The organism is Bacillus sp. IT-79MI2, from assembly GCF_949768135.1.
In the GTDB taxonomy this organism is placed as follows: domain Bacteria; phylum Bacillota; class Bacilli; order Bacillales; family Bacillaceae_G; genus Bacillus_A; species Bacillus_A pseudomycoides.
This window is the reverse complement of the sequence record NZ_CATKPV010000117.1, coordinates 17,600-34,603: the sequence shown is the minus strand read 5'-3', so window position 1 is coordinate 34,603 and position 17,004 is coordinate 17,600. Positions and strand designations below refer to the sequence as shown.

General features: G+C 34.3%; 16 protein-coding genes and 1 pseudogene. 5 read left to right on the top strand and 12 right to left on the bottom strand.

What is annotated here, in order from left to right:
* Positions 1–158 precede the first annotated feature (158 nt).
* Positions 159–755: a hypothetical protein gene (locus ACM6HU_RS25645; protein ID WP_016131826.1), complete on the top strand. Its 597-nt coding sequence runs from the start codon at positions 159–161 to the stop codon at positions 753–755.
* 45 nt (positions 756–800) lie between these two features.
* On the opposite strand, the gene alsR is transcribed toward ACM6HU_RS25645, so the two are convergent.
* Positions 801–1,703, bottom strand: coding sequence for an acetoin biosynthesis transcriptional regulator AlsR (gene alsR / locus ACM6HU_RS25640; protein ID WP_016115762.1), 903 nt, complete (start codon positions 1,701–1,703; stop codon positions 801–803).
* 144 nt (positions 1,704–1,847) lie between these two features.
* Here alsR and ACM6HU_RS25635 point away from each other — a divergent pair, with 144 nt between their 5' ends.
* Together ACM6HU_RS25635 and ACM6HU_RS25630 are read left to right on the top strand one after the other, a co-directional pair.
* Positions 1,848–2,213 carry a CidA/LrgA family holin-like protein gene (locus ACM6HU_RS25635; protein WP_016131827.1) on the top strand — a complete coding sequence of 122 codons (366 nt, stop codon included), beginning with the start codon at positions 1,848–1,850 and terminating at the stop codon, positions 2,211–2,213.
* Positions 2,210–2,887, top strand: coding sequence for an LrgB family protein (locus ACM6HU_RS25630; protein ID WP_016131828.1), 678 nt, complete (start codon positions 2,210–2,212; stop codon positions 2,885–2,887). Before ACM6HU_RS25635 ends, ACM6HU_RS25630 begins: the two co-directional genes overlap by 4 nt.
* A 145-nt stretch (positions 2,888–3,032) precedes the next feature.
* Here the strand turns inward: ACM6HU_RS25630 and ACM6HU_RS25625 are convergent, their stop codons facing one another.
* The 3 genes and pseudogenes from ACM6HU_RS25625 to ACM6HU_RS25615 all read right to left on the bottom strand — a co-directional run.
* Positions 3,033–4,673: a M20/M25/M40 family metallo-hydrolase gene (locus ACM6HU_RS25625; protein ID WP_016133202.1), complete on the bottom strand. Its 1,641-nt coding sequence runs from the start codon at positions 4,671–4,673 to the stop codon at positions 3,033–3,035.
* A gap of 80 nt (positions 4,674–4,753) precedes the next feature.
* Positions 4,754–5,500 carry an IclR family transcriptional regulator gene (locus ACM6HU_RS25620; protein WP_242226996.1) on the bottom strand — a complete coding sequence of 249 codons (747 nt, stop codon included), beginning with the start codon at positions 5,498–5,500 and terminating at the stop codon, positions 4,754–4,756.
* A gap of 179 nt (positions 5,501–5,679) precedes the next feature.
* Positions 5,680–5,825: pseudogene (locus ACM6HU_RS25615) on the bottom strand (NUDIX hydrolase); the annotation flags it as partial.
* Positions 5,826–5,967: 142 nt separating this feature from the next.
* Here ACM6HU_RS25615 and ACM6HU_RS25610 point away from each other — a divergent pair.
* Positions 5,968–6,168: a DUF3903 domain-containing protein gene (locus tag ACM6HU_RS25610; RefSeq protein WP_016115767.1), complete on the top strand. Its 201-nt coding sequence runs from the start codon at positions 5,968–5,970 to the stop codon at positions 6,166–6,168.
* A 302-nt stretch (positions 6,169–6,470) separates the two neighbouring features.
* Here ACM6HU_RS25610 and ACM6HU_RS25605 read toward each other — a convergent pair whose 3' ends face one another.
* The 6 genes from ACM6HU_RS25605 to ACM6HU_RS25580 all read right to left on the bottom strand — a co-directional run bounded on the left by ACM6HU_RS25605 (position 6,471) and on the right by ACM6HU_RS25580 (position 12,947).
* Entirely contained in the window at positions 6,471–7,061 is a 591-nt protein-coding gene (locus ACM6HU_RS25605; protein WP_016115768.1) for a DUF2238 domain-containing protein, read from the bottom strand.
* A gap of 26 nt (positions 7,062–7,087) precedes the next feature.
* A complete protein-coding gene (locus tag ACM6HU_RS25600) occupies positions 7,088–7,825 on the bottom strand; it encodes a sulfite exporter TauE/SafE family protein (RefSeq protein WP_255851297.1) in 738 nt (245 codons plus the stop codon).
* Between the two features lie 131 nt (positions 7,826–7,956).
* Positions 7,957–8,103 (bottom strand): BC1881 family protein, encoded by a 147-nt coding sequence (locus ACM6HU_RS25595; protein WP_003199195.1) that lies wholly within the window; start codon positions 8,101–8,103, stop codon positions 7,957–7,959.
* A 584-nt stretch (positions 8,104–8,687) separates the two neighbouring features.
* Entirely contained in the window at positions 8,688–9,251 is a 564-nt protein-coding gene (locus ACM6HU_RS25590) for a hypothetical protein (protein WP_016131833.1), read from the bottom strand.
* Between the two features lie 30 nt (positions 9,252–9,281).
* On the bottom strand, positions 9,282–10,325 hold the full coding sequence (locus ACM6HU_RS25585; protein ID WP_016131834.1) for a nuclease-related domain-containing protein: 1,044 nt from the start codon (positions 10,323–10,325) through the stop codon (positions 9,282–9,284).
* A gap of 1,020 nt (positions 10,326–11,345) precedes the next feature.
* Positions 11,346–12,947, bottom strand: coding sequence for an esterase/lipase family protein (locus tag ACM6HU_RS25580; protein WP_016131835.1), 1,602 nt, complete (start codon positions 12,945–12,947; stop codon positions 11,346–11,348).
* 262 nt (positions 12,948–13,209) lie between these two features.
* Between ACM6HU_RS25580 and ACM6HU_RS25575 the strand changes: the two genes are divergently transcribed.
* Positions 13,210–13,380, top strand: coding sequence for a hypothetical protein (locus tag ACM6HU_RS25575; RefSeq protein ID WP_414848521.1), 171 nt, complete (start codon positions 13,210–13,212; stop codon positions 13,378–13,380).
* 70 nt (positions 13,381–13,450) lie between these two features.
* On the opposite strand, the gene ACM6HU_RS25570 is transcribed toward ACM6HU_RS25575, so the two are convergent.
* Complete coding sequence (locus ACM6HU_RS25570; protein ID WP_016131836.1) at positions 13,451–15,214, bottom strand: ABC transporter ATP-binding protein; 1,764 nt, start codon at positions 15,212–15,214, stop codon at positions 13,451–13,453.
* Positions 15,214–16,965, bottom strand: coding sequence for an ABC transporter transmembrane domain-containing protein (locus ACM6HU_RS25565; protein WP_414848515.1), 1,752 nt, complete (start codon positions 16,963–16,965; stop codon positions 15,214–15,216). Before ACM6HU_RS25565 ends, ACM6HU_RS25570 begins: the two co-directional genes overlap by 1 nt.
* Between the last annotated feature and the right edge of the window lie 39 nt (positions 16,966–17,004).

Here is a 17,004-nt window from a genome sequence, read left to right as displayed (position 1 = left end):
ATACTACTAGTGTATAAAAATATGACTTTTTTAACATCGAACTATAATCGGAGTCTCTACTAGGTCTTAAGTCGCAGAAAAATGACTTTATGTCTAAGGTTATACTGAAACAGGAAGATTCCCATAAAAAATCTAATATATTAATATAGGGGGATTAAATGAAAAAAACACTACTTCTCAGCATCATTTTATTGATTACTTCTCTTAGTAGTTGCGGCGTCCAACAAAATGTAAACTCGTACACAACTGTAAAACCATATAATTTATCAAAAAAAGAAACTGCGCTTTTGCAATTATTACCCTTACAACAAGGACATGTCTCTTTTTATGAAGTTACCATTCCTCATAAACAAGCTGAAATATTTACAAATATTGAATATTACCAGAATGGAGAAAAGGTAAAAGATATGGGTGGGTTTTCTTCTTCCGACTTTAAAGATAAAAAAATAAGATTATCCGTTGGTCAGCAAACATTCCAACATGCAAACAACGAAACTTGGCAATGGTTTATGGGAATTGATGGTGGTTCAATGACCGCTTCCGAAAACAGCTTACCTGATATTAATGGGTCTACATTCGAAGAGATTAACAGCTCCCAAAAAATAAAATATAACAAAAAAACAGTTCTTGCTGCTTGGGTAAAAACAAACACAAACCATATATCCGCACTTTCTATAGAAAATGAAGAATCCCGCCAACGATTAATTCAAGAAAATGAACATGTCTACTTATTCAGTATTGAAATAAGAAGGTGAGATACATCACAATAGCATCTCCTCTTTTATCACATTTGTGTCGCCTTACTTATCATTTTCAACTTCAATTCGTTTTTTTTCTCTCGCAATTTTTAAAAACTCTAACAGCTCAGGACTGCTATTTGTTTTCCGATACGCCACTGACATTTCAGCTACAAATTTAGAATCAAATATTGCCTTGTACACCACTTCTGTTTTATATAACTTATTTGCCGATACCGGAATAACGGTTATACCAATTCCTGCCGCTACAAGCCCCATAACAGTTTGATACTCTGTTGCCTCTTGCACAATGTGTGGACTGAATCCAGCATTCCTACATAACGATAAAATTGTATCATATAACGCAGGCCAAACCGGTCTTGTTATAAATACAAATGGTTCATCTTGCAAATCTTCAATGTGAATTTCTTCTTTCTCTGCTAGTGGATGCGCTTTTGGTAAACATAGTGTACACGAAAGCTTTTGAATTGGTTCTAATTCTAGCAATTGCGTATTAATTGGTGGACGTAAAAATCCAACATCAATTCGATTATCATGAAGCGCATGAACTTGATCCGGTGTCGATAATTCATGCAGTGCAACAGATACTCTTGGAAACTTCTTTCGATACTCCCTAACAATAGACGGTAAAATATCATATATCGCTGCCCCTACAAATCCAATTGAAAGTGATCCAACTTCTCCCCTTTGTGCACTTTGCGCGACTTCTACTGCCTTCTCAATTTGATCAAATGCTTTTTTCACTTCTTTTAAAAACATCTCTCCTGCTTCTGTCATCTCAACTTTCCGCTTCGTTCTTGAAAATAACATAACTCCCATTTCTTTCTCTAATTGCTGAATTTGTTGACTGAGTGGTGGCTGTGTCATTTGTAAACGAGCAGCTGCTCGCCCAAAATGTAGCTCTTCTGCTACAACAACAAAATATTGCAAATGCCGTAATTCCATTTGAGATCCTCTTTTCGATTAATATGTATAATAAATTAATAACATATAATTTATATATTAGACAAACATTTTGAAAGGACGTATAGTAGAAATTGTTAATTCTTTTTACAATTTTTATGAAAAAAGCGAAAGAGGTGTTACTGTATGAAATGGTGGAAATTAAGCGGACAAATCTTACTATTATTTTGTTTCGCTTGGACAGGTGAATGGATCGCAAAGCAGGCACACCTCCCAATTCCAGGAAGTATTATCGGAATTTTTTTATTATTAATTTCATTAAAATTTAACTTGGTGAAAAAAGAGTGGATTCAAGACGGAGCGGATTTTTTATTAAAAGAACTTATTTTATTTTTTATTCCTTCTGCCGTCGCTGTTATCCGCTACAAAGATACATTATCACAATATGGTATCGATCTCATTTTGATTATCATGATTAGTACCCTTTGTGTAACACTCGTCACTGGAATCTTAACAGAACTGCTATTAAAGCGGAAAGGATCAGCACAATGATCGGCTTTTTTTGTTTACTATTAACACTATTAACATATTGGATTTCTAAGAAACTATATCAGCGCTGGAATTGGAGTATACTTTCACCACTTCTCGTTTGTCCAATTGTTTTAATCGTGTTATTACTTGGACTAGATACCTCTTATGAAACATACGATTCTGGTGGCCATTGGTTAACTGAACTATTAAAACCAGCAACCGTAGCTTTTGCATGGCCCATCTATAAATACTTTGATTTATTAAAAAAACATGCGAGTGCAATTTTAATTAACGTCATTGTCGGTTCATTTTTATCTGTTATTACTTCAGCTCTTCTAGCAGATGCTTTTCACATTGATTCATCACTAGAACATAGCTTAGCACCGCACATTGTCACAACACCAATTGCAATGGCAATCTCAGAAATGATTGGTGGTATGTCACAATTAACAGCAGTATTCGTTGTACTTACAGCATTAACTGGAGCACTCTTAGGCCCTTTTCTTATTCGCATATGCCGTATTAAAACAGCCATCGCGAAAGGTATTATGCTAGGTACTAGCGCAAACGGAACTGGTACTTCAAAAGCATTTGAAATCGGGCCAGTTGAAGGTACAATTGCAAGTTTATCCATGCTTCTAACAGCTGGTGCAAGTCTAGTCATTGTGCCACTTTTCTTATCCTGGTTACATTAAACAACACTATACTCTTATTTTATTTATCCCCATCAATCGAGCTTTGGATAAAAACAAATCATTACAAGAAAAAGAATAGGAACTGTAGTATATCGCTACAATTTCTATCCTTTTCTTCATTCCCTTCTTTCCTATACAAACATAACTATGACTGTGTAATTTTATTAGGAACAAGTAATTTTTCAATACATATAGGCAACATATCTAATAGCGTTTCAAATGCGTAATTTATGTCCAGGCGTTCTGTCCATTGATGTGCATCTTTTCCGACTGGTCCCATATTTAATACCGGAACATCAAACTCTTCTAACTCCTGGAGCGGAATTGAATAGCCTTTATCCCATAACGGCATATTTTCTACAAGTGAGCTCATTGAATCAACTGGATACTGTAAGCCTACATAGCTTAAATCTGAAATTCCCCCAAAATAATTTTGATTTTCAAATGTAATTCCATGATTGTAGTGAGCATATCTTTCCATTTCCCCAACTACTTCTTTAATTAAAGGATTGTGACGTGAACTTACAGCTGGATAGTACGGCGGGGCAAAGAAAAGTACAATCATTGGTGCCTTTTCTTTACATAAAATAGCTAATTTATCAACTAAATCAATTGTTACCGCTCGATCATCTTTATCTTCTCTATGTTTTATAACAGTAGATTGAATATCATCTATTTTTTCTTGCCCATGTTGCTCAATTGCATAAGCGATAAGCTCTTCATACGTTAATACATTCACTTTGAGATTAGGCGGTATAAATGGATTATACTTAGAAAAACGATATGCTTGCTTCTCATACGACTCTTCGATTTTCTCTGCTACTTTCGTTACCTTTTGATGTAACAACGAAATTACATCTGTCATCGTTTTTTCTAGTAAAAATAAATTAAATAATGTGACTGCACGATGAGGAATTTGTACAGAATAATCCTCCTTTAGGTCTCTTTGAAACAAGTTAGTTGGTGGGGGGCTCGCTTCCCCTTCTACAATATCACAAAGTTCCGTATTCAATTCTAATTCAGCTGTTAATAATGAAGCCATATAATTCGCATTTAATCCCGCAAAAGGTTCACCTACATGTGTTTCTTTTCCATAACAAAGAAAACCAGGTAACACTTTCCCAATAGAACCAGTGTAAATATACTTATTTTGATCACCAGGATGTCGCGTAAACATAGGCTCTGAATTTAGGACTGTTTTATATTCTAAGTTATGTTCTTTTGCTAAATCTAATAATCTTGGAACAGCAGCTCTCATCCCTACAGAGTTCACTTCTTCATCTGGAACAGCTAATAAAAGGACATTCCCATCAAATCTTCCTTCACAGGCTTGCTCAATCATCGCCATTTGTAAAGCTAGGCCGCATTTCATATCCATTGTTCCTCTACCAAATAGCCAATCCCCTTGTTCTATATCTTCACGTACAGGATTCGGTAGCTCATCTTTATGAGAATAAAACATAGATGTTAATTTTTTAGGGTTAAATGCATCTGCCTTCCACACTCCGTAATCTTGTACATCTACAACATCAAAGTGACTAACAAGAATTACTGTATTTTTTGTACTATCATTTTTCTTTACTAGAGCCGTAACGAAATATCGTCCATCCCCCGTTGGATTTTTTTGCAAATGATTGGGATTTTGTTTGAAATAATCTAGATCCGTTAGTTGGCCAACAACAAAATCTGGCAATATAATCTCAGCTTCCGAACCAGTAATACTAGGAATTTCAACAAGATCGCTTAATAATTGAACCAATTGTTCTTTTGATTGCCATTTTGACATATAAATCCCCCTATTTTTCCACATAATGAAATTCATTTCCGTTATATGAATAAAAAAATAACGACAGGCTATCAAAATTATTATTCCGATGTTCTGCCGATTTTTATTGATATTTCATTAGCCGCTTCTTTTACCTTACTAATAAGAAAAGATAGTCGATCATCGTTAATGCGATGACTAATTAATCCAATGCTTAGTGCTCCTACTACTTTATGATTAAATCCTATAATAGGTGCAGCTACTGAAGCTGTTCCTTCTGTTTTCTCACCATAACTCACAGCATATCCTTCATTTCTTATCATTGCGAGTTGATCAAAAAGCATTTGCTTTTGTTCTGGTAAAGAAGAAAGTAACTGTTCTACAATGTGTTCCATTTCATTTGTTTTCATATTGGCAAGCATCGTTTTATTTGCAGCGCCAATCGAAAAAGGAATCTGTTCCCCTAAGTTATCGATAACTCGAATTTTTAAAGGGCTATCAATTCTTTCAATAATTATAGAATGTGTTCCATTTGGAATGTTCATGTAGATACTTTCTTCAACTTCAGAAGCCAAACGCTTCATCACTTCTCTTGCAACGGATCTGTAATCTACCTTCTCTAATTGACGTAATCCCATTTCCATCCACATCGGTCCAGTCGTATACTGTTTTGTTTCTGAAATTTGAGTAACTAATCTATGCTCCATTAGAGAGTTAAGTAACCTATGTACTGTACTAACTGGTAGATGTGTTCTATCAGCTATATCAGAAATAGCCCAATATTCTTTGTCATTTATAGAATTCAATAACTTAATAATACTTATTGCTCGATCAATGGATTGTACCATAACTCGCCTCAACTTTACTTGTAATATGTTAGTAACCTTAATTAACTATCAATTTAACAAAAATTCAAACTGAAATCAATTAAATTGTTGAATTTTCCGAAAATAAAAAAACATACTATCAGAAGGTTGCAAACGCAAACAAAAAAATATTGACTTTTCTTTTAAATTATCTGAAAATCACAACAATATTCCGATGTTTCTCCTTCTTCTTGTCCACCACTTGGTACTGACCACCTTTTCGGTTCCTCTTTCTTCCCCTGTAATACCATCAAAATTTCATTTTTTCATTCACACATATAGCTGCTGTTCCAATCCATCTTTTCATGTGTCTCTCCTCCCATACCTAATATTCTTTCTTATCCTGTTCTTCTCCTTGAAAATAGAGGAAAATGCTGAATTTGTAACGAAGGGTTATATCAACTTCAGAGACAACTCATTCCTAGAAATTCAAGCGGAAGGATGAGAGTATGATTTCTAAATATGTTGTGGAGTGTGTCTTTTGTGAAGAAAACCGAAAATCTCGGCAAGCAACTGTCACCGTGTCTGCCACTTCTCATACACTTGCCATTCAAAAAGTAAGAGATGAATGCAAACGCCGCTTTGGAAAAACACTGCTATTACAAACCGAAATTACAGAAGAATTATTTTTACACAAAAAAGAAAGCTGACCATACATTGGTCAGCTTTCTTCATCCGATCATATTTTCACATGAAGATTAGGGGCATCCTCTTTAAGGATCGGGATTTCCCCATTATGTACGTTCCATAATGGGCATCGAACAATATATTTCTATACAATCAAACATTGAATAGAATAGGGCAAAACTTGTTCGCATTTTTAGAAAAGGGATAGGGATATAATACTAGTAATGCGTCGAATACTCGAACGCTATACTCATTATATTATAGTAAATCCTTTTATATGGGAAATATGAATTACTTACATAATTCATACGTAAAACATATTAATCTATCTTATATTTTCAACATTACGAAATAATAGCATTGCCAACATCGCCCCAATTAATGCAAGTGTCATATCCCACTGCGTGTCCCAAACATCTCCTTGTGTTCCAAGGAATGCTTCTGCTCCTGTCCCCGTTAATTTTGCAACTGCAAACTCTAACAACTCATATAATGCACTAAATGCTAAACAAACTGATATTACAAGTAGTTCTAGCCATCCTTTTTTTTGAATCTCAACTACCTTTATAAGTACTTCTCTTGTTAATAATGCTGGAACAAATCCTTGCATAAAATGCCCAACACGATCATAGTAATTTCTTTCTAAATCATAAGCATCGCGTAGCCAATTGAATAATGGTACTTCTGCATATGTATAATGGCCCCCAATGAGCAATATCAACATATGAATCCAAATCCATACGTATGTGAACGTTGTAAATCGAAAACGTCGATATGTAATCATTAAAATGAGTACTAAAATAGCTGCAGGTGCGACCTCTAAAAACCATGTAAAAGAATCTTTTGGGTATATTCCTGATATAAGTAATGCAATCCAAAAACTTACACACAACAATTTATGAAGATGAACAGACACATCACTTCCCCCCAGTATTTTATTTCTTATTCCATTAATAACATACATCCAGCCAACACAGGTGTCATAATCATCGAAAATTTCAAAATGACACGGGGTGCATAATTTGTAAACTTCGCTCCTATATATGCTCCGAGCATTGTTCCCATTAAAACTTGTACTAATAACATGTAATCTAAATATCCTGCTGAAGTATATCCAACTCCTCCACCAATTGCAATTGGTAAAATAACAAGCATTGTAGTCCCTACTGACTGACGAATTGATAAACCTAGTAATACCATTAATCCTAGTTGAATGAAAGGTGCTGAACCAATTCCAAATGCTCCTGCTAATATCCCAGTTGCAATTCCTAACAGAGCACCTTTCCCCAGTACAGATGGAGATAACTGATCTGATAAACTAGCAGACAATTCTTTTTGATTTTGCACAAAAAACAAACGAATTAACATGCATATCGCTGATAAAAATAACATACCAGCCGTAAACCAATGAAGGAGTTGTGCAGGAATCCCAGCACCAATTTTAGATCCAACATATGATCCAAGCGCACCAAACCCTCCTACAACACAGCCAATTTTCATGACAACATTTCTTTCTCGATAATGACTTATCACTCCAGAAAGTGTTGTAAATGCCATTGCTGTTAATGATGTCGCAAGCGCTATGTGAATTGGCACATGAAATACGAGAGTGAGCACTGCAATAATAAACCCAGCTCCACCTGCTCCAACAAACCCTAATAAAATCCCCATTAGAAACATTGTAATAATAATAGCCACTTTCTTTCCCCTCCAATGGCTCAATTATCTTATATATTTCTTTTTTAGCAAATAAAAAAGCATCCACATAGGATGCTTTTCACTATTTTTCTATATTCATTATATGTACTCTGTTAATCTTGATTAATTAAAATGACTGCTGGCCCAGATACTACCACTCCAGCGACTTCAATTTTTTCAAATTCTTTAACTGTAATAGATATAACCCCTTCTCTTTCCATCAATTCCTTACTCAAGGCTTCAGTTGGTATTTTTTTCACCGTCTTACCTCCTTTTCATTCTTGTTACCTTATATCAGTAATATCTCGTCATGAATCTGGCATGTAAGATTATGAAATTGTTCCAATGCATCCATATATACACTACCCCTGCCATTTTCATTCCTTATTCCATAAAGAATATACGATTCCTTTTTGTAGCATATTGAAAAAAAAATAAAAAAGCATCCTGTACGGATGCTTTCATCATTTTGATTCACGTGAAAATTTTGTATACACACCAATACCTGCAAGCAATACCCCTAGCCCCGCAAACATTGTACCTAGGCCTAAAAAGAATGAACCGAGTGTTTGTAAATCTTCCATATGCATATCCCTTTTTCTTATTATATTTATATTAAATAAATTAATTTTATATCATTTCCTATTTTAATTCCATTTATTTTTATAAAATTCTAACTTTTTAACATCCCTCTGACTAATAAACTTCTAGATTACAAAACTAGTTTAAAGTAGAATGAAATTTTCCCAATTCACATAGACAAGAAATCCCATTTTTCACTTTTTTACATTCATTAACAAAAAAACAGAAGACCATAACTCATAATGATCTTCTGCTTTTCATTTCAATCTTTATATAACCTATACTCTACCACCTTATCATCATTATCAAATTGAAGAATGAGCCATTCACTATCTATAGAAATAGACCCTCTTTCATCTCCAAGGTAATAAACAGTTTGATTCATTTCCTCAAAACGCCTTGTCTCAGTTGGTTTTCCTAACAATTGTACAATCTCTTTCTTAGGTTTTCCCACTAGTTTATGTTTCGTTAGAAGATCATCTATCATATATACTCGTTTCCATTCATCTTTTAGCCATCTATCTGTTTGAAACTTTGAATTATACCCATTTACACCTAGTTGTACGATACAAATACTGAATAATACCGCTCCCACAATTGTAATACTTTTAAATATTCCCTTATTATTACCACCAGAAAAGTGAAAAACGATCCACTGAAGAGCCAGTAAAAGAATAAACGGAATTGATACCACTAAAATACTCACAGTATTATAAGACGAATGAGTCATGCCAATGATGAATATGAAAGCGATACATATAAACAAATATAAAAAAACATAAACATACAATGTTGCCCGCAATAAAAAATCTCTATACGCTCCCAATGAAAAATCACCTTTATCACATCAGATTTTTTACAACTTCACTTCTCCCATACATTCAATCATTTCTTTTATCCCTTGTAATTCTTGCACTGTATATAGTACTTTCCCTTCCAATCTTTCCTTTCTAAAATACGTAACAAGTTGCTCTCTATCCTTCAACCTCGGAAGTACTTCATTGGAAAGATCGATCATTTCATTTCCACTTCCATTTGTCTCATTACCGAAATATACAGTGGGCTTAACTTCTTCTTTTAGAGCTTGCGAATGAACCTCTTTCAAGTAATCATATACAATTGTTGAAAGATGTTTTGCTTTATAAACAGGGTTTCCTACGTTTTCTACCATTAGAGTCATTGAATCTCCCTTTTTCATAAAAACAAATGTCTCTTCCTTCTCATATTCATTTTGATACTTACCAATCTCATCAATCATAAATGAATATACCCCTGCATTTTCTTTCGTCAATCCGTGTATCATTCTTCCTTGCCATTCTGTTGTCTCAATTACATATATTCCGGTTGTCGATAACAATATATGATCAACTCGAGTATTCCCCATTTTATTTTCTCTTCTACTATGTACTTTGGGAAGAAATACATTTGGAATAATATGTAGTTCGTCTTCAGTTATGATTCCTTCCTGAACAAATCCCCGTTTCATATAATGTAATATTTCATGCGTATTCATTTCTTCACCATTTCTAGAATACGCTCTTAATTCTGTAATTAGATCTTGTAACATATGTACCTCATTACTGTGTTTCTGTTGCATTTCACTACGCTCTTTACTATGCTGCATCGCTAATTGATTCTTCATCACTCTCATGTTTTCTACTTCTCTAGCTGCACTCTCTTTTAAATTATTGTACTTTTTACGCTCTATGTTTTTTAATGTCTCCTGCTTTTCTTCATAATCCGCTACAGCTGCAGCCATCTCACTTTGATAGTTTTCTATTGACTTTGTCTTTTCAAATTCCACTTGTTGGTTTTCTGATTCTAACTGTTTATTCTTATAAAACAGTACAAATACTCCAGCTAATAAAGCTAAAATTACACATATAAGTACATATTCCATCTTTTTTCTCCTTTATGGCTTAGTAAAATATTACCTAAACTTTTAAAATCAATTTTATTCTATTATACTACGTATTAAAATAACTCTCTGTAAAATTTGGATATACTTTGTACACTTTATTCACTATATAAAATGAAGGTAACTTGAAATCTAGAAATATACGCCCCCACTGATTATTCCCCCTCACCAATCGGACTTTTATGGGCAGTTAATCTCTCTCCTAACTTCTTTGCTTTCGCTGAATTTTGAGGTAGGAGTCTTACTGCCCGTTAATGCGGGATAAACTACATTTAAAAACTTCATCTATCCCAATACACTCAAATATTCCTTCGATAGGAAAGTGAACAAGTTATCCTTCATCTGATTCATGACAGGAGGAAAATATATGAAATATTTAGCATATACAGAAAAATTGATGGACTAGTTGAAGAAGAAATCACATTAAATATTAACGGCATAATAGTTACAGGCTTTTCTACTATTTGTCCATATAAAATTGAAGAAGGAAAAAGTTATCCAATCATTCTAGACATTACAGTTCTTGATGACATTGTAATACATGAAGGGAGACGAGGAGTTAAGAACTTAAGAGGAATCAACCATTTTTTTCAAATATCGTATAAAAGGAATTTTGAATCAGGATTTTATCGATGTGGAAATACTTATCACAGATAGCAATGGGTATCTCTCGGAATATAGCAAATGGTTTAACAAATATGTTGAAATTGAAGTTGATAGAATACATATTGAATTTTTAAAAGTAGAGTGAAAATATCGATAATCAGATATGATAGTATAAAAAAGCCTTCAGGAAAACCTTGTTCTCGCAGTTTTTCCTGAAGACCTCTTGTATTTTGAAGTAAATATATATTTTAATTTATAATTCTTTGCCTTACTACATTTAGACCTGATTATTTACTATAATCCATTTTCTTTCCATATTTCTATATCTTTTTGAAAAGAATATACTCAATAATTGAATCATAAAATAAGCTTTAAACTGTAATGCCTCCATACTTTTTATTTTTCAATATACACCGAACGTACAATCGTACGAGTATAAGCTTTACCTTCTGAGTTAATACCTTTAATATCAATCGTCACATTATATACATCTGACTTTTTAATATGATTCAAAAGGCCTGTGAATGCAGCCTCATCTAACCTTTGCAGCTGATTCGATTGCGATACTAAATTCCCTTCTCGATCAACAACTCGGACAGTGAAAGAAAGATCCTCTTGTTTTCCTAGTTCTTTAGTAGATTGTTTCAATTGAAATTCAACTTTATCAGCTTTGATTTTCCCTGGCATTTTCAAAGTAAACGGTGCTTTTTGCTTATAATCACTAACAATCATATAAGCATCTTTTGCATGTGCTGTCATTAGTTTAACATGCCATTCCCCTATTTCCATTCGATTTATTTTAAATGTCCGAATAGACGCACCCTTAAAGTAGGAAGTTTCATCTCCTATCGTGACCTTACTATCTTCGTTTGTATATACTTTTCCCGACGGAGAAATAAGTTGTATTTTCACTTCTGAAGATGCTGTTAACACCGAGACAACGCCCTCTGTTTTTGTATCTACAGCAAACGTTTGATCAATCCATTTATTCTGTATTAGTTCTCCACCTAAAACGGTTTGATTAGAAGTAGTATTTAAATCATTAACAAATTCTCTATCATTATTATTTAAAGTATCAGGAACGAACGTGGCGGTAGAAGTACGTAAATACGGTTCAATTCGAGAAAACACCGCCGAACCTTTTCGTATATCATCATGATCAAATCTAGAATCGGTAAATAAGTGTGTTCCATAAGGTAATTTTGTACTCCATTCATTCACTAATCCATCATTGGAGCCATACGCGGAAAGATATAGCCCACCTAAAGATAGAGCAGAGAAAGCCGGTCCCCAACTTGTACCTGCAACTGTATAGTAACGATTTAATTTAACATTTGGATTGCTATCTATTACGGAACGAAATTGTGCCATTTCACCTGTTTGTAAAGAATAAGTGCCATCGTCTCTTTGTCCGAGTAATGAAGCCAGCCAACCAGCCCACCAACTATACGATAAGTCTGCTAAATTTGATCCATAATGCGGCGAAGCCAGTGTAATGACTTTTCCTACAAAACGATTCGCACCATATTGAATGAGTGCTGCTTGAGTGTCAATTCCACCTTTACTATGAGCCACAATATTCACTTTTTTACCAAAATGATTATAAATCTCTTCTAGCTTTGCAGCCAACAGTTTACCATTATCCCACTGACTTGCAGATCCCTTTCCAGCTGCATCGTATAGTTGAACAAACACAGTTTGATACCCTGCACGATAAGCATAATCATACATATCATTTGTATCATGATAAACTGTTTTTCCATACCAACTATCCGCACTTCCATTTCTCCCTTGTACAAAAACAATAGGGGACCTATTTTCATCATAATTTAAAGGCTTCTCACCTAAAAACCAATCTCCCGGAGTAAATGTTTCTTTTGGTGGAAGTGCTTCTCTGTAAGTTGATACAACATTCGCCTCAGCAGTTGTAATAGCAAAAGTAGTAACGAGTAAAATAAATGCAGTAATCAACACCATACATCTTTTAAATGCTCGCATAATAACCCCTCCTTTTTTCAGAAAGATGATGCAAAGTTTATAGATTACTATGCTGTTGCAATACAATAACTGCTATTATTTCCAAATCTCATTTTCTTCTAAAGTTTCTAAGAGTCATATTTATTCAATTCATAAGTATGATAGTTTGACAGCATCTTCTTATTCTTTATAAACGATATTCTTCCTATGCTCCCTAATTCCTTTCACTCATAACAAATACGAATGTTTCTCAACAAAAATCTCACACACTATATCGGTAATAATGCTGAATTTAAAAAACCCACTAGAAAATGAACAATTTAATAACTTAGAAGAAATATCAATAATTTCAACGTTCTTAAATGGTGCTGAAGATTTTGTTTTAGTTGGTGATGATTTAGAATTTGGTGTATGTATCGAAAGAACAGAGTATCACTACGAATTCAGTATGTGAGGCATAACAGAAATTACAGCAATGTGATCATTTTTAAAAGAATAAAAAAGAGGCCTTCAAAACCTTAATACTACAAGGCTTTCTGAAGGCTTCCTTTATTCTGAAGTAAATACATATTGTAATATAATCCTTGCTTACTCAGTAACTCTTGATGTGTTCCTCTTTCTATAATTTCTCCATCATGCATAACAAAGATTTGGTCAGAATCTTGAATAGTAGATAAGCGATGTGCAATCGCAATTGTTGTTCTACCTTTTCGCATACGCTGCAACGCTGTTTGAATGGCCTCTTCCGTTTCTGTATCAATATTGGCCGTTGCTTCATCTAATACCAATACTTTCGGATTTGTCGCAATCGTTCTAGCAAACGCGATGAGTTGCCTTTGTCCACTTGAGAATGCCGCTCCCCTTTCTACTACTTCTGTATCATACTGTTCTGGTAACTTTTCAATAAACGTATTTGCTTGAACAAAACGTGCTGCTTCTTTTATTTCTTCATCCGTAATACTTTCATTATACATGCGAATGTTTTGTTTCACATTTCCGGCAAACAAGAAGGCATCTTGCAATACGAGCCCAATTCTCTTTCGAATTTCCTTCTCTTCAAACTTTTCTAAGTTTACACCGTCTATTAAAATATGACCCGCTTTAATATCATAAAACCGCATCAACAAGTTCATAATTGTACTTTTCCCACTTCCAGTATGTCCAACAAAAGCAACTGTTTGCCCAGGTTTTACATGAAAAGATACATTTTTTAAAACATCACGTTTTCCGTCGTATGAAAATGTAACATCTTTAAATTCAATTTCTCCTTCATGTACTTTCGGCTCTCCATTCCCTTGTTGAACAGGCGCTAAATCTTTTTCATCCATCAAATGAAAGACACGTGATGAAGAAACAAGTGCTTGTTGGAAGAAAGATAATTTCATCATCATTTCATTTACAGGTTGGAAAAAACGATGAATATAGTTAACAAAAGCATATAATACCCCAACTTCAACTGGACTATTCAAAGCGTCAATTCCAAATAATGCGAGCACCAATGCAATCGCCACAATATGAACAAAATCTGTTGCCGGTCGTAAAAACAATGCATCTAATTTTAACGTACGGCGCCCAGCACTGTAATGCTTATTATTCACTTCTTCAAATTCTTTTCGCATCCGTTTTTCTTGACGAAACACTTGCACAATGTTCATCCCTTGAATCGATTCATTAAGCTTTGCATTTAAAATACTTAATTGATTGCGAAGTTCTAAATAAAAAACAGAGCTTTTCCTGCGATACATGGTCATAATCGTCAACATAATTGGAATTAATAAAAGAGAAAACAATGCAAGTTTCACATTAAGTAAAAACATAGCCACTAAAATTCCAATTAAAAATACTACATTTTTTACAAATGTTGATAACACACTCACATAGAAATCTTTAATTGCTTCTGTATCATTTGTTATACGAGATACGAGGGTACCAATTGGTGTACGGTCAAAAAAGCTTAATGACAACCGTTGTACATGTTCATACACTTCCACTCGCATATCTTGCACAATTTTGAAAGCTATATTTTGGAAATATAATAAATTTAAATACGTAAATAAAACCTTTAATAGATGAGCAATCATATATACAACAAATAAGGTTACAAGTGCTGATTGTTCAAAGTTACGCGGAACTAAATGTTCATCAAGAAACTGTTTAATTAAAAACGGACCCATCATTTCTGTAACAGTTGCACCAACTAGAAATAGAAATGCTAGTGACAATAAGCCTTTATATGGTTTCATATAAGAAAGTAATCGCCATAAATCGCTTCTTTTTTTCTCAGCCATTATATGCCTCCCTTCTCAACTAACGCTTCTAACTGCTGGCTTTCATACATCTCTTTATACCAACCTTCTTGCCTCATTAGTTGTTCATGTGTACCACGCTCTACAATTTTCCCTTCATCAACAACAAGAATAAGATTTGCATGTTGAATAGCACTTAACCGATGTGCTGTAATAATCGTTGTTTTTTGCTCTCTTTCTCGTTTCAGCGCTGTTAAAATTGTTTCTTCTGTCTTTGCATCAACTGCTGATAAACAATCATCTAAAATTAAAATTTCAGCATTCGTTAGTAAAGCACGTGCAATAGAAATCCTTTGTTTTTGTCCACCTGATAAAGACACTCCTCGTTCCCCTACTACCGTATCGTATCCTTCTGGAAATTGAACAATATCATCATGAATACAAGCAATATCAGCAGCACATGCAATTTCTTTATATGTAGCATCAGCCTTTCCAAATGCAATATTTTCACCTATACTTGCTGAAAATAGGAAATGGTCTTGAGGAACATACGAAATAGCAGATCGAATGCCATGCAGCGTCATATCACGAATATCTTTCCCACCAACTTGCAGCGATCCATTAAAATGATCATATTCCCTGATTAAACATTTTAACAATGTCGTTTTCCCTGCACCAGTGCGGCCAACAATACCTAATGTTTCACCCTTTTTCAGTGTGAAATGAATATCTTCTAAATGGAGAGTTTCATTTTTCTTATAGGAAAATGCATCAATTGCAAACGTTATATCACCGCTTGCCTCTTTATGTACCGCCCCATCTTTGCTCACAACATCTGAAGTTTGAGATAATATTTTTTCCACACGGTCATATGAAGCACGACCACGTTCCATAATATTAAACAGCCAACCAAATGCGAGCATCGGCCAAACAAGCGTCCCTAAATATGTTGTAAATGTAATTAACTCACCAACTGTCAGTTCTCCGCGAACAACTAATAGTGATCCATAGCACACAGCGATTAAGAATGAAAAACCGACAATAAGAGAAATTGTTGGATCAAATAATGAATCGATGCGCGCAACTAACATATTTTTATGCACAACATCTTCTGACTTTTTTCGAAATGCTTGTAAATCTTCCTTTTCTTGACCAATTGAGCGAATCACCTTCATTCCACTCATACTTTCTTGTACTTTATCATTGATCTCAGAAAACGCTTGCTGTGCTTTATGAAAACGTCTGTGTAATAAAGTACCATAATAATTAGTTGAAATCGCTACAATCGGCATTGGGATTAAACTTAACAATGTTAACTTCCAACTAATCGTAAACCCCATAGCCACTAGCACGCATCCACCTACGGCTAACGAATCAACAAGCGTCAAAACGCCCGCTCCAGCTGTCTGTTGGATTGCTTGAATATCATTCGTTGCATGGGCCATTAAGTCCCCTGTACGATGTGATTGATAAAAAGATGGACTCATGTTTGTAAAATGTTCATATAATTTCTTTCGTAATTGGCGCGCGAGCTTTAAAGAAGACCCAAAAATCATAATACGCCATATGTAACGTAATATATACATTGTAATCCCGACAACTACTAAAAGAACAACCCATTGTAACAACTTTTCAGATGTTAGCGTTTGGTTATTAATTTGGTCTACAACAACTCCAATTACTTTTGGTGCAACAAGCTCAAGAAGTGCTACACCAAATAACAAAATAATTCCCGTTATGTACGCCCGTTTTTCTTGTTTAAAAAACCACGCTAAATTAAAAAATATCTTCATTATATCCCCCTCCCTTGAAATGAGCGATGTTTTCAGTTT

Coding starts and splice junctions, on each gene's coding strand:
- ACM6HU_RS25645 (WP_016131826.1), top strand. CDS start 159: ATGAAAAAAACACTACTTCTCAGCATCATTTTATTGATTACTTCTCTT.
- alsR (WP_016115762.1), bottom strand. CDS start 1,703: ATGGAATTACGGCATTTGCAATATTTTGTTGTTGTAGCAGAAGAGCTA.
- ACM6HU_RS25635 (WP_016131827.1), top strand. CDS start 1,848: ATGAAATGGTGGAAATTAAGCGGACAAATCTTACTATTATTTTGTTTC.
- ACM6HU_RS25630 (WP_016131828.1), top strand. CDS start 2,210: ATGATCGGCTTTTTTTGTTTACTATTAACACTATTAACATATTGGATT.
- ACM6HU_RS25625 (WP_016133202.1), bottom strand. CDS start 4,673: ATGTCAAAATGGCAATCAAAAGAACAATTGGTTCAATTATTAAGCGAT.
- ACM6HU_RS25620 (WP_242226996.1), bottom strand. CDS start 5,500: ATGGTACAATCCATTGATCGAGCAATAAGTATTATTAAGTTATTGAAT.
- ACM6HU_RS25610 (WP_016115767.1), top strand. CDS start 5,968: ATGATTTCTAAATATGTTGTGGAGTGTGTCTTTTGTGAAGAAAACCGA.
- ACM6HU_RS25600 (WP_255851297.1), bottom strand. CDS start 7,825: ATGTTTCTAATGGGGATTTTATTAGGGTTTGTTGGAGCAGGTGGAGCT.
- ACM6HU_RS25585 (WP_016131834.1), bottom strand. CDS start 10,325: ATGGAATATGTACTTATATGTGTAATTTTAGCTTTATTAGCTGGAGTA.
- ACM6HU_RS25580 (WP_016131835.1), bottom strand. CDS start 12,947: ATGCGAGCATTTAAAAGATGTATGGTGTTGATTACTGCATTTATTTTA.
- ACM6HU_RS25575 (WP_414848521.1), top strand. CDS start 13,210: ATGCTGAATTTAAAAAACCCACTAGAAAATGAACAATTTAATAACTTA.
- ACM6HU_RS25570 (WP_016131836.1), bottom strand. CDS start 15,214: ATGGCTGAGAAAAAAAGAAGCGATTTATGGCGATTACTTTCTTATATG.
- ACM6HU_RS25565 (WP_414848515.1), bottom strand. CDS start 16,965: ATGAAGATATTTTTTAATTTAGCGTGGTTTTTTAAACAAGAAAAACGG.